Origin of the sequence: Coleofasciculus sp. H7-2 (assembly GCF_042747725.1) — a bacterium.
GTDB lineage: Bacteria > Cyanobacteriota > Cyanobacteriia > Cyanobacteriales > FACHB-T130 > FACHB-T130.
The window spans coordinates 167,115-179,883 of sequence record NZ_JBHZGO010000030.1; the positions used below are offsets into that span (position 1 = coordinate 167,115).

General features: G+C 48.5%; 13 protein-coding genes and 1 pseudogene. 9 read left to right on the forward strand and 5 right to left on the reverse strand.

Going from position 1 to position 12,769, the window contains the following annotated elements; all coding sequences use genetic code 11:
• Nucleotides 1-65: 65 nt before the first annotated feature.
• Both ACFW2W_RS07725 and mnmG read right to left on the reverse strand, forming a co-directional pair.
• Nucleotides 66-1,301 (reverse strand): hypothetical protein, encoded by a 1,236-nt coding sequence (locus ACFW2W_RS07725; RefSeq protein ID WP_378175576.1) that lies wholly within the window; start codon nt 1,299-1,301, stop codon nt 66-68.
• 346 nt (nt 1,302-1,647) lie between these two features.
• Nucleotides 1,648-3,570, reverse strand: coding sequence for a tRNA uridine-5-carboxymethylaminomethyl(34) synthesis enzyme MnmG (gene mnmG / locus ACFW2W_RS07730; protein WP_378175579.1), 1,923 nt, complete (start codon nt 3,568-3,570; stop codon nt 1,648-1,650).
• A 99-nt stretch (nt 3,571-3,669) separates the two neighbouring features.
• Here mnmG and ACFW2W_RS07735 point away from each other — a divergent pair, with 99 nt between their 5' ends.
• A complete protein-coding gene (locus ACFW2W_RS07735; RefSeq protein WP_378175582.1) occupies nt 3,670-3,960 on the forward strand; it encodes a type II toxin-antitoxin system Phd/YefM family antitoxin in 291 nt (96 codons plus the stop codon).
• Nucleotides 3,953-4,221, forward strand: a pseudogene (locus tag ACFW2W_RS07740) (type II toxin-antitoxin system RelE/ParE family toxin). The gene ACFW2W_RS07735 and the pseudogene ACFW2W_RS07740 overlap by 8 nt, the downstream one beginning before the upstream one ends.
• Nucleotides 4,222-4,676: 455 nt before the next feature.
• Here the strand turns inward: ACFW2W_RS07740 and ACFW2W_RS07745 are convergent.
• The gene (locus tag ACFW2W_RS07745; protein ID WP_378175585.1) at nt 4,677-4,889 is read right to left on the reverse strand and encodes a type II toxin-antitoxin system HicA family toxin; all 213 of its coding nucleotides are present in this window, start codon (nt 4,887-4,889) and stop codon (nt 4,677-4,679) included.
• A gap of 2 nt (nt 4,890-4,891) precedes the next feature.
• Nucleotides 4,892-5,086 carry a type II toxin-antitoxin system HicB family antitoxin gene (locus ACFW2W_RS07750; RefSeq protein WP_378175588.1) on the reverse strand — a complete coding sequence of 65 codons (195 nt, stop codon included), beginning with the start codon at nt 5,084-5,086 and terminating at the stop codon, nt 4,892-4,894.
• Between the two features lie 316 nt (nt 5,087-5,402).
• Between ACFW2W_RS07750 and ACFW2W_RS07755 the strand changes: the two genes are divergently transcribed.
• From ACFW2W_RS07755 to ACFW2W_RS07785, 7 genes are all read left to right on the forward strand, one after another.
• Nucleotides 5,403-5,735, forward strand: coding sequence for a hypothetical protein (locus ACFW2W_RS07755; RefSeq protein WP_378175591.1), 333 nt, complete (start codon nt 5,403-5,405; stop codon nt 5,733-5,735).
• Between the two features lie 415 nt (nt 5,736-6,150).
• A complete protein-coding gene (gene psbB / locus ACFW2W_RS07760) occupies nt 6,151-7,680 on the forward strand; it encodes a photosystem II chlorophyll-binding protein CP47 (RefSeq protein ID WP_378175594.1) in 1,530 nt (509 codons plus the stop codon).
• A gap of 114 nt (nt 7,681-7,794) precedes the next feature.
• Nucleotides 7,795-7,893, forward strand: coding sequence for a photosystem II reaction center protein T (locus ACFW2W_RS07765; protein WP_190411294.1), 99 nt, complete (start codon nt 7,795-7,797; stop codon nt 7,891-7,893).
• Between the two features lie 202 nt (nt 7,894-8,095).
• Complete coding sequence (nrdR, locus tag ACFW2W_RS07770; RefSeq protein ID WP_378175598.1) at nt 8,096-8,623, forward strand: transcriptional regulator NrdR; 528 nt, start codon at nt 8,096-8,098, stop codon at nt 8,621-8,623.
• Between the two features lie 102 nt (nt 8,624-8,725).
• Nucleotides 8,726-9,592, forward strand: coding sequence for a S1 RNA-binding domain-containing protein (locus ACFW2W_RS07775; protein WP_378175601.1), 867 nt, complete (start codon nt 8,726-8,728; stop codon nt 9,590-9,592).
• A gap of 370 nt (nt 9,593-9,962) precedes the next feature.
• A complete protein-coding gene (locus ACFW2W_RS07780) occupies nt 9,963-11,132 on the forward strand; it encodes a S1 RNA-binding domain-containing protein (protein ID WP_378175604.1) in 1,170 nt (389 codons plus the stop codon).
• 111 nt (nt 11,133-11,243) lie between these two features.
• Nucleotides 11,244-11,990: an HAD family hydrolase gene (locus ACFW2W_RS07785; RefSeq protein WP_378175607.1), complete on the forward strand. Its 747-nt coding sequence runs from the start codon at nt 11,244-11,246 to the stop codon at nt 11,988-11,990.
• Nucleotides 11,991-12,020: 30 nt separating this feature from the next.
• Here ACFW2W_RS07785 and ACFW2W_RS07790 read toward each other — a convergent pair.
• On the reverse strand, nt 12,021-12,769 hold a 749-nt coding region (locus ACFW2W_RS07790), incomplete at its 5' end, for a Uma2 family endonuclease (RefSeq protein ID WP_378175610.1).

The window sequence follows — 12,769 nt, forward strand, 5'->3', positions numbered from 1 at the left end:
GGAGCGATCGCTCCAAAGCCATTAGTCATTGGTAATAGATTCATAACCGATCGCTAATGACTCATTCAAAACTTCTGCCCAACATAAACAGAACGGACTTCTCCATTACGTCGGATAATCGCTTCCTGATTGGAGATGGAAACCAAAGTCCATCCACTAGAGCCAATATTTTCGCCCACGCGGATGCGGTTGGCAACACCACCGAAGTCAAATAGAGCCGCAGAGCGATCGCCCAACTCTAAAACTCCCACAAGCGTATGCATCGCTGTAGGAACTGGATCTGGGATGGGTGCGGCTGGGGGTGCGGGGGGTGCGAGGGGCGGTAACGTAGGGATGGGAAGCCGGGGCATTGTGGCAGCCACGGGAGGCGCTACCAGCGGTTTAGAACGCACTGGGGGCGCGGGACGCACCGACGGTGCCGGACGGCTGACTGAGGGCGCGGGACGCACTGGCAGCATCGAACTAACTGAGGGCGCGGGACGCACCGGCGGTACCGGACGCCTTGGCAGTGACGGAAGCAAGGGAGGACGCACTAAGGGCGAAACGCTTTGCAGTCCCAGGGCAGGCACTTGTGGAACCACAGACTGACTTTGGGGTGATGGATAGATGGGAATGTAGACTCTTTCCATAACCCCCGTTCCTCTGGCTGCCCCAGGCGCATTTCCGGGGATCGTCACGGGTGGCAGATTAGTACCTTGTGGCGCGACTTCACTCCGCGTGCGTTTGTTAGCGTCGGCTTTGCGATCGATGACTTCGAGCGATCGCTGCATATAGTTAACAAACTGCTCATCTGCTTTCGACTGAACCTCTTGGCTGAGGGGTGGAACCATTGCGGGCGGCGAAAACAGCCTAAAGAGCCTGCCCGACCTTGCCAGCCACAGCAGCAATGTCACTGCCACCGATGCCAAAGCCAGTCCCAGCAAGAGTTTCTCGAATAATTTGCCTTCCCCACGATCCTGGTTGCCTTCGGGTTCAATCTCCTCCACGCTGATATCCAGCGCCAGAGGCGTTTGCACAATACTGCGGGGTGTATTGTCTGGTTGCCCCTGGAGCAGATCGTCTGGTGGCACCCAGGAAGGAGGCAATGTGACTTGCGAAACTTGGACAGGTTGTAAGGAGATATACTCTGAGGGCGGCTGCTCTGGGGTTGAGATGCTGCCGCCCTCCAAAACCCGGTCGATGTCTGCAAACAAGTCGTCCATTAATTGATCGGCATATTTGTCAACCGACCAAGGTTGGATTGAAGTGGAATTTGCCAAGGGCGCTGAGTCCCTCTGGTTATTGCTAACATCCTGAGTCATGGATTGCTCACTCTCGTGGCTACACTGAATCAACGATAAGCCTTAAGGCATTTGATGGGGCTTAGATCGGTAAAAAATTTCTAATTGTGGGACATTATTCCCTACGGCAATCAGTTGTCAATGCTCCCTGACTGATTGGTTAAAAGAAAGCCTTACTTCTAGCTTATATTTTCGCGTGAGGACAAAGCCAATTTTATCGTTAAATTGGGCTTGACCCAGTTAGCAAACCATGCTTTTTGTCACTTGTCAATTGTCAGCGGGTAGAGACGCGACTAATCTCGTCTCTCGGTCAGTTGTAGACGTTTTTACCACTAACTAAGGTAAGGGAACAGTACCGAAAAAGCCCCTACGATGACTGGCTGCTGACCAACGCCATATGCCGAGAGCGCAATTCCAGATATACCAGTAAAGCGTTGATATCAGCCGGATTGACGCCGCCAATTCGAGCCGCTTGACCAATCGTGAGCGGTTTCACCTGTGCTAGCTTTTCGCGGGACTCCTTCGAGAGAGTCTCGATCGCCGCATAATTGAGATCCGGTAGCAAGGGGCGGTTTGCATGACGGCTAACTTGGTCAATTTGGTGCTGCTGACGCTGGAGATAGCCAGAGTATTTGAGATCGATTTCTGCGCCTTCTTTCTCCACTGAGTCTAGACTGGGGTTGCTCAGTCCGTAACGATCTAAGTCAACGTAGTGGAATCCAGGGCGTCGCAGCAAATCAGCCAGAGTAATCGAGCCTTTGATGGCTTGTTGGGTGTCGGACGCGATCGCCTTCCCGATCTCATCATGCTCCTTAATCCGCGTTGAGTACAACCTTTCCTTCTCAGCTGCAATATTCGCTTGCTTGTGTTGGAACAACTCCCAGCGACGGTCATCAATTAAGCCGACTTCCCGACCCAGAGGCGTCAAGCGCTGATCGGCATTATCCGACCGCAGTAACAATCGATACTCAGAACGGCTAGTCAGCATCCGGTAAGGTTCCCGCAAATCTTTGGTACACAGATCGTCCATCAGCGTCCCGATGTAACTGTGTTCGCGCGGGAACACAATCATTTCTTGATGGCGGACAAACCGAGCTGCATTAATTCCCGCTACAATGCCTTGAGCAGAGGCTTCTTCATAGCCGGTCGTGCCGTTAATTTGCCCAGCACAAAATAGCCCCTCCACCTTTTTGGTCATCAGTGTCGGATAGCACTGAGTTGCGGGTAAATAATCATACTCCACGGCGTAGGCTGGACGCAGCATCGTACAGTTTTCTAGACCGGGGAGACTTCGCAACAAAGCAAGCTGCAAATTCTCCGGCAATCCCGTCGAAAACCCTTGGATATACAGTTCTGGAATATCCCGTCCTTCCGGTTCAATAAAAATCTGGTGGCTTTCCTTATCGGCAAAGCGCACAATTTTATCTTCAATGCTAGGACAATAACGCGGTCCCTTTGCATCCACCCAACCGCCATAGACTGGCGATAGGTGCAGATTTTCTCGAATGATCCGGTGAGTCTCCGGCGTCGTCCGGGTGAGATAACAAGGCATCTGTTCCCGTTCCACCCAAACTGAGGGGTCAAAGCTGAACCACCGCACCTCAGTATCACCCGGCTGGGGTTCCAAATTAGTATAGTCTAGCGATCGCTTATCGACCCGTGCCGGAGTTCCCGTCTTCAGCCGTCCCGTTTCAAACCCCAGCCGATTCAAGGTTTCTGTCAACCCAACTGCGGCAAATTCCCCCGCACGACCCGCTGACATCGACTTGTTACCAACCCAGATGCGACCCCCCAAAAAAGTGCCCGTCGTCAGGATGACTGCTTTGCACCCAAACGCTACGCCAAAATAAGTCTCGACGCCAATCACTTCATCGTTAGCGCCGATTACCAAATCTGTCACCATGCTTTCGCGGATTGTCAAGTTTTCCTGGTTCTCGACAATCTCCTTCATCACCGCCGCATATTCCCGTTTATCCGTCTGCGCCCGCAATGCCCACACCGCAGGTCCTCGCGACGAGTTCAAAATCCGCTTTTGTAGGTAGGTGCGATCCGCCATTTTGCCAATTTCCCCACCCAAGGCATCGATTTCATGCGTCACCTGGGACTTGGCAGGACCACCCACTGCTGGGTTGCACGGTTGCCAAGCAATTTTGTCCAGGTTAAGTGTCAGCAGCAGGGTACGACAGCCCAATCGTGCTGTAGCGAGGGCAGCTTCGCAACCGGCGTGTCCGGCTCCGACTACAACAACATCAAAAGCATCTTGAAATTCTACGGACGTGTGCATGGTCATCGAAAGCATCTGAGCATTTGGGACTCATACATAATCTTAGCGGTTAGCATTGATGTCAGCGTTAGCTCTAAATTTTACGATTGGCAGAAGTTGTGTAGCATGACTGAAGTAAACTCAACCCAAGCTCAAGAAAACTTTCCAGAACTCATTACTCGTGTTGGCGAGCGTGGAGAGCGGTTTGTGATTGAACAGCAAGGTCAAGCCGTCGCCGCCACGATCAGCTATGCAGATTTAAAGCGTTTTGAGGCTTTGGAAGATGCTTTAGATTCGGCGATGCTGCGCCGTGCTGTTGCTGAAAATAAAGAGTTTGTAACCCTTGAAGAAGTCATAGCAGGGTACAACGAATTGCATAATACAAATCTCGACTTTAACAGCTCGATCGATGAGTGAGAGATCCGCCTTAAGACTCGCCAAATCTGCTGAAAAAGATTTGTTTGATTTACAAGCTAAACAGTTCAAGCAGGTTGCTTAAAAAATCTTTTCTCTTCAGGGTAATCCTAGACCTCAAGACTGCAAGCAATTAGAGGGTTATCCGGGCGGCTATCGTGTCGATCGGGGAGAGTACCTAATGCTCTACACTATTGAAGAGGGTGAGGTGCGCGTGTTTAGGATAGTAAGCGTAATGATGATGAAGTTTATGAGAACTTGTAGCTTTTGATGCCACCTTCACAGCCGGAGTGTCCAGCACTCACGACTGAACCACTGGCATCTTAAAACTCAAATAGGATTGCTATAGATGCAGAAATGGTTAACTCAACAACAAACTTGATTTTGATTCGGAGGCGATTGCTCCAAGTGCTTGCAGAATTGCCAGCGACTCGACAGGAAGATGTGCTTAAATATGCGTTCTCCCTACGCCAACAAGAACTAACACAAAAATGAAATGCCATTTCTGATGAACAAGCTGTTGCACTTAAAGCTGAGTTTGCAGATGAAGATTTGGCAATGGCAGAAGCTGCCTTAACCGATTATCTCCCCCTACTTCAGCAAGAGGATGAAGCTTGATATGGGGAGATTTTCATTTGGCTCTTGAGCATTTTACAGGTGCGATCGCGCCCCAATGGGTATGATTTTCCAAGAACAAGCGTTATTTCTCTTGCATTCTTTTACAAAAGCATCTGGAATTCTTCAATTGTTAGCCCAGCATCTCTTATGATTCCAGCCATTGTGTAAGCATTAATTGGGTTAGCTCTAGGAATAGTGATAATGCGTTCGCCGTTAGTCATCGTAATATGTTTGCCCTGCCTGACTACTTGAAACCCAGCTTTTTCAAATGCATTTACAGATCGTAGATGATTGACTCCTGGTAGTCTGGGCATACTTATCCCACTTCCACATAACGAAATTCTGAATCTTTAGCTAATTCATCAACAGTATCAAGATATACTTGAATGGCATCTTTGATATTTTCTAAAGCTTCATCCTCTGTCTCTCCTTGCGACCAGCAACCCGGTAAACTAGGACACCAAACAGCGTATCCTTCCTCAGTTTTATGTAACTGTACTTTGTATCGCATAACCAAATTTTTACTTTCTACCTTGTTCAATCATATAAAGTGCGATCGCCTTCATCAACCAAGATGCCCTAGCCAAGGGGCGCTTTGTGTGCTTCCTTTAATCCTTATTGCATACCCTCAAACTCAGTCAAGCGCGATCGCATCTTTAGTCACGCTTCCTGAGAAATGGTAAGAAGACATACTTATAAGTTTAATTGATGTCTTTATAATAGATAAGCTTTCGTTATGGCGAGGACATCTGAGTGCTAGAAGTGGTAGTTAATGGTAAACACCAAGTTCCACTCTCTAGCGCCTGTATAAAGAAAGTTGAAAGTTCGTGAAGTATTTTTTCCTTTCTGATGGATGGACTGTAGGTCGAGTATGGGAATTCGGCGGCTTATGGAACGAAAACTCCTGGCGACGCAAACCCGAAATTCAGCAAATCAACCTTTGCATCTTCGAGCAAGGCGAAAAACTGTGGCTGTATCGAGTAGAAGACGCCATTCTCATGGTCGAAGTCAAACCCACAGCCAATGTCCCAACTGACTCAGCCAATCAGAATATTGGTCAAGTGGTGCTAAAACGCTTGATTGATGCTGAAGATGTCATCCAGAGAATGAGCGAGTCAGCAGTGTTATCCCAACTCAGCAGCACGCAGGAGTCGGGATGAAAGGTTAAGAATGCGATCGCTACCTTAATCCCAACTGTCAACCCGCTTGCAATGGATTCTAACAATAGTTACACTTCTTTAAATGGTAACTCCCCTCGGTCTTCCGACCTAGGAATGGCGTGAACCTGGTGTGACGAGGCCAAAAACCTCATCGACGCGATAAATCGTGTCTGCAACATCTGCCGAGGTAAAACATCAAGTACGCAAAACTCTCATGCAAAAAGCCTGCAACCGGCATGGATCTTGAAGCTAAGAGTTAGGTAACATAATCTTTCATTTTCACTTTTGCCTTGTCAAACAGTCCCGCAGTCTTGCAAGAGAGCTTCTCTGGCTTAGATTGTGGTAAACAACGGCAAATCGCAAATAAAAAAGAAGCGTCGTAGACACTTATTCATCTCTAGGAGGAGCGTAGTCAATGGGACTACCCTGGTACCGAGTACACACAGTCGTCCTGAACGATCCAGGTCGATTGATTTCTGTACACCTGATGCATACTGCCCTCGTGGCAGGCTGGGCCGGTTCGATGGCCCTGTACGAACTCGCGATTTTTGACCCCAGCGACCCAGTCCTGAACCCCATGTGGCGTCAGGGGATGTTTGTACTGCCATTCATGTCTCGCTTGGGTGTAACCGAATCCTGGGGTGGTTGGAGCATTACTGGTAGCTCAGGAAACTACCCTGGCGTATGGTCATTTGAAGGCGTTGCTGCCGCTCATATTATCCTTTCCGGTCTGCTATTCCTGGCTGCCGTCTGGCACTGGGTTTACTGGGATTTGGAACTGTTTAGAGACCCCCGCACTGGCCAACCGGCTCTCGACTTGCCAAAGATGTTTGGCATTCACCTGCTTTTGTCTGGTCTCTTGTGCTTTGGATTCGGTGCATTTCACCTATCGGGGCTATTTGGCCCTGGTATGTGGGTTTCTGACCCCTACGGTATCACTGGCAGCGTCCAACCCGTCGCGCCAGAGTGGGGACCCGATGGCTTTAACCCGTTCAACCCTGGCGGTGTCGTCGCTCACCATATCGCAGCGGGTGTCGTAGGAATTATCGCTGGTTTGTTTCACCTAGCAGTTCGACCCCCAGAGCGGCTCTACAAAGCTTTGCGGATGGGGAACATCGAAACCGTGCTTTCCAGCAGTATTGCCGCTGTATTCTTTGCCGCCTTCGTTGTGGCAGGTACGATGTGGTACGGCAGTGCTAATACTCCAATTGAGCTGTTTGGTCCCACCCGCTATCAGTGGGACGGCAATTACTTCCAGCAGGAAATTGACCGGCGCATTCAAGCCAATATGGCTGAAGGGATGAGCGCTTCCGAAGCTTGGTCGCAAATTCCAGAAAAACTGGCATTTTATGACTATGTCGGAAATAGCCCTGCTAAGGGTGGTTTGTTCCGCGCAGGTCCAATGAATAAGGGAGATGGCATTGCTCAGGCTTGGTTAGGGCATCCGATATTCAAAGATGCTGAAGGTCGGGAGTTGTCGGTACGTCGTCTTCCCAACTTCTTTGAAACCTTCCCCGTGATCTTGACCGATAAAGACGGTGTGGTTCGCGCCGATATTCCGTTCCGTCGGGCAGAATCAAAAAATAGCTTTGAGCAAGCGGGTGTCACCGTGACCTTAAACGGCGGCGCTTTGGATGGGAAAACTTATGAAGACCCCGCCAAAGTGAAGCAATTTGCTCGAAAAGCTCAGCTGGGTGAGCCTTTTGCATTCGACCGCGAAACGCTGAATTCTGACGGGGTGTTCCGCACCAGTCCCCGTGGCTGGTTCACTTTCGGACACGCTGTATTTGCCCTGCTATTCTTCTTTGGTCACCTCTGGCATGGCTCTCGGACTCTGTTCCGGGATGTGTTTGCTGGGGTTGATGCTGACCTGGAAGAGCAGGTTGAGTGGGGTCTGTTCCAGAAGGTGGGTGACGTAACAACCCGCAAAAAGGAAACTGTCTAGAAAGGTAAAAGGCAAAAGGTAAAAGAGAAAATTTTTATTCTTTTGCCTTTTGACTTTTTAGTTTTTCCTGACAAGGTAGACTGGTAGTAAAGCAAACAATCAGGAAATTCTGATATGGAAGCCGCTGCTTACATCTTGATTTTGACCCTCGCATTGGGTACCCTCTTCTTTGCGATCGCTTTCCGCGAACCTCCTCGGATTGAGAAGAAGTAGTTCGCACCTAAAGCTCGCATCACCACAACTTAATATTTAGGAAAAGCCACTGAGCTGTACTTGTCCCTACCATCGTATTTCCACGATGATATGGACAATAATCGGCTCAGCTTTTCCAATTTTAGGTATTTCTTTAGTAAAGTGGCAGATAATTCTAATACTTCCTCACGCTCGTCTACCCAACAAGCGAGGACTTTTTAAAATGCAATGTCCTTTATGCCAGTACACCGATAGCCGTGTCCTTGAGTCCCGTTCCACAGAAGCCGGACAAAGTATCCGGCGACGCCGCGAGTGTTTGAAGTGCAATCATCGCTTCACCACTTACGAACGCATTGAATTTGTTCCGATTACCGTGATCAAGCGGGGGGGTCAGCGAGACTCCTTTGACCGTTCCAAGTTAATCCGTGGGATTGTTCGAGCCTGTGAAAAAACCGGCATCCCCCAAGGAACTCTGGAAGTATTGGTTGATGAAATTGAAGCAGAATTACAGCAGCGCATCGTTAGAGAAGTTACCAGTCAAGAAATTGGGGAATTAGTACTCCAGCGTCTGCAATCTCTCAGCGAAGTTGCATATATCCGTTTTGCCTCCGTCTATCGGCAGTTTCAAGGAATTCGAGATTTTGTGGATACCTTGAATCATCTGCGAAGTCATGGCAGTGGAACAGAGGAAGAAACTAAACTAACAGCTCCTCTCGAAAATAATCAACCTTCCTTATTCAGCGCTTGGTGAAACAGAAATCCAGGCTTCTTTGGTTATTGGTCATTAGCAACTAGGAGTTGACAAAGATGCTATAGTATGCACTAGAGATGCGGTAGTTACAGCCGAACATTTTTGAACTCAAATTTATCTAGCTTTTGTCCCGGCAAGGTTGTACTTGGAACAGTCATCGGTCTGGAGCCGGGAGGTGCTTTAATTGACATTGGCGCACCAACAGCTATTTTTCTCCCAATTTGGGAAATGTCAATCAATGAGATTGATTCTCCAGAAGAAGCCTTGCAACTAAATGAAACCCGCGAATTCTTGATCGTGAGTAAATACGATGAAGCCGGGAATTTGATGCAATTTATTTCCATCCGACAGCTAGAGAAAAAGCTGGCTTGGGAACGAGTGCGTCAAATGCAAGCAGAAAACGTCACGGTGTACGCTAAAGGTTTTGATACCAGTCGCGCTGGTGTATTAGTTAGGATTGAGGGGTTGCACGGCATTATTTTAGGTTCCCATCTCGATAGGTGTAAGCCGATAGAAGAGCTAGTGGGAGAAGAACTCCCTGTGAAGATTGTGGAGGTGGATGAAGACCGCGATCGCTTGTATCTCTCCCACCGACTGGCGCTGTACCCAGATGGGATAAAGCATCTAGAAGTTGGTCAAGTCGTTGCTGGTAGAGTACTTGCACTTAAGCCTTATGGTGCATTTGTCAATATTGGAGTTATTAACGCCCTACTACGCACTACTGAAATTTCCCACGCTCCCTTTGATACGCCTTATAGTGTTTTCAAGGTTAATGACGAAATAAAGGCGATGATTATTTGGATGGATGTGGAAAAGGGTCGCGTCTCACTTTCAACAAAAGCGCTGGAACCCGAACCAGGAGATATGCTGAAAAATCCTCAGAAAGTTTATGAAAAAGCTGAGGAAATGGCAGCAAAGTACCGCGAACAGATGCTCCAAATAGCAGCGATCGCCATCCTATCAAACTAAATCTCCATCTTCCAGACACGACTATCAACTTAAAGAAGACTGAGGTTATAAGTAGGTGGAATTGATTATTTGTAGTAGTGGTTAGCGATAGTGTAACCAATGCAGGTGTTGGGTTTCAAGAGCGTTTTCCATTCCCTACGAAAATCTAAATCTCCATCTTCCAGACACGACGAATAACTTAATAAGACTGAGGCTATGGCAGCTCCAACTGGGTTATAATATCCTGTCTGGACACTTCTCGCTCCTAGAAAATCTCATACAATAGGTTTGGCGAGAGAGCTATGTAGGTGTAAACTGCACGCGGTAAACGTGGGCGTACATCGACAGGAGGCACAGTTAAATACGGAGATAACACCAGGAAACGATACGCATGGTCAATCAGAAAACAACCGCTACAGTAGATATTGGATTTTCTCACGAAGATTTTGCGGCCCTACTCGACAAGTACGACTATCACTTTAATCCGGGTGATATTGTCGCCGGTACCGTGTTCAGTTTGGAGCCTAGGGGCGCTCTGATTGACATTGGCGCTAAAACAGCGGCTTATATTCCGATTCAGGAGATGTCAATCAATCGGGTTGATGCTCCTGAAGAAGTGTTGCAGTCTAACGAGACGCGGGAATTTTTCATTCTGACCGACGAGAATGAAGATGGACAGCTAACCCTTTCCATCCGCCGCATTGAGTATATGCGAGCATGGGAGCGAGTCAGGCAGTTGCAGACAGAAGACGCTACAGTGCGATCGCTTGTCTTTGCTACCAATCGAGGTGGCGCGTTGGTAAGGATTGAAGGATTGCGCGGGTTTATTCCCGGTTCTCACATCAGCACTCGCAAACCCAAGGAAGATTTGGTTGGTGAAGAACTACCGCTAAAATTCTTAGAGGTAGACGAAGACCGTAACCGTCTAGTTCTTTCGCACCGACGGGCGCTAGTCGAGCGGAAGATGAATCGTCTGGAAGTGGGCGAGGTCGTTATTGGGACGGTACGAGGCATCAAGCCTTATGGTGCATTTATCGACATTGGTGGCGTCAGCGGACTACTGCACATCTCGGAAATTTCCCACGACCATATCGATACACCTCACAGCGTCTTCAATGTCAATGATGAAGTGAAAGTGATGATCATTGACCTTGACGCTGAACGGGGTCGGATTTCCCTCTCCACCAAGCAGCTAGAGCCAGAACCAGGGGACATGATCAAGAACCGCGATCGCGTCTATGATATGGCGGAAGAAATGGCGGCTAAGTATCGGGAGCAGATGCGAGCCAAGCTGCAAGGCAACACTGCTATACCTTCTATAGAAATCGGCGTTTCTGACGAAGAAGTGCTACCCTCTATCGAAGATGAAGACGTGCCACCCGCTACAGAAGATGAAGACGTGCCAGCTGCTATCGAAGCTGAAGAGGTGCCAGCCGCTATCGAAGCTGAAGAGGTGCCAGCCGCTATCGAAGCTGAAGAGGTGCCAGCCGCTATCGAAGCTGAAGAGGTGCCAGCCGCTATCGAAGCTGAAGAGGTGCCAGCCGCTACAGAAGAAGAGTAATTTTGTTAGGGGGACAGAGAAATTTCAAAGAAAGAAATTTGAAATTAGCGATCGCCAAAGAGGGAAATTCCCTCTTTTTTTATTGCAGTTTAATTAGTTGAGGGGGAAATTTTGGTAACAATTCGCTGTCGAGAAGTCACGTTCCTGAATATCCAGGCTGTGATTTTTGACAAGGACGGCACCCTGGAGGATTCGGAGTCATTTTTGAGAAATTTGGGGCAAAAGCGATCGCGCATCATAGACGCCCAAATCCCCGGAACGGGAGACCCTTTATTAATGGCGTTTGGTATCAATGGAGATACTCTCGACCCCACTGGGTTATTAGCAGTAGGCAGTCATCGGGAGAATGAAATTGCCGCCGCCGCTTATATTGCCGAGACCGGACGGGGGTGGTTAGAATCAAGAGCGATCGCTCGTCGCGCCTTTAATGAAGCAGACGAATTTCTAAAAGATGCTGCGCCTTCCCCCTTATTTGTCGGTTCTTTGGAAGTCCTGCAACTTCTCTTTCAAGCTGGATTGAAATTAGGAATTTTATCAGCCGCTTCGACTGCACGAGTAAAAACATTTGTCAAGCGACATCAGCTCTCGCCCTATATCCAGCTAGAGATGGGAGTTGATGAAGGTCCCAGCAAACCCGATCCCGCTTTATTTGTGCAAGCTTGCCAGAGACTGGGAGTAGCACCCAGCAATACTCTCATGGTGGGAGATTCTGCCGGAGATATTCAAATGGCACGTCAGGCGGGTGCTGCTGGTTGTATTGGCATCTGCTGGGGAAAACCGGAAGCAGCACATCTAGAGAGTGCAGATGTAGCGATCGCGCAACTCGACGAAATTCAAATTTTGGATGCTAACGGTTAATCGGGAGAACCTCCGATGACCCATTAGCCATTAGCTATCAGGCAAATTCCCAAAGCGATCGCGATAAAGAGCTAACAGGTTTTCCATATCGGCAAGCTGTTGTTGAGCCTCTTCCCGCTGCTGGCGTTCAATTTCAGCGCGTTGGCGTTCAATTTCAGCGCGTTGACGCTCAATTTCAGCTTGTTCTTCTGCATGCTGTCGTCTCTGAGTTTCCTGCTTTAGCGCCTGCATTAGCTCATCGGCAATTAACAACTTTTCGCCAGTATCTTCTCGGTAAAAGCCAAGAAGTTTCCCTTCTACTGCTAAACGCAGCTGTAATGGTTCGCTACGATTATCTGCGATCGCTTCATACTTTTCTCCCCGCAAGCGATACCCCCGCAATTTTCCCTCTATCCACTCTCCTTTAGGGTCAAATTGCCAGTATTCCTTCACTTCCAATTGCTCGTACAAAGTTTTTTTCAACCCTTGATCTTGTTCTTGCGTACCTTTGGAAGTCATTTCAAAAACCACTACAGGAACCTGTCCTTCTTCCCAAATTTTATAGTTGTCCCTTCCCCCAGGAGCCACATCGAAAATTACCATCACATCGGGAGCAACTCGGAGTTTAGGAAAGCCTTGGGAATAGTAAAGAAACTGGTCTGCTAGCACAGTCGCTTGACGCTGTGCCAAGTATTGTTTAAGGACTTCCAAAGTCGTCAAAATGGCATAGAGGTGGTCATAGGTTTCTGCCAATGGTTCACCGTCTGAACTAGGGTAAAAGATTTCTGCGGTTTGGGCTG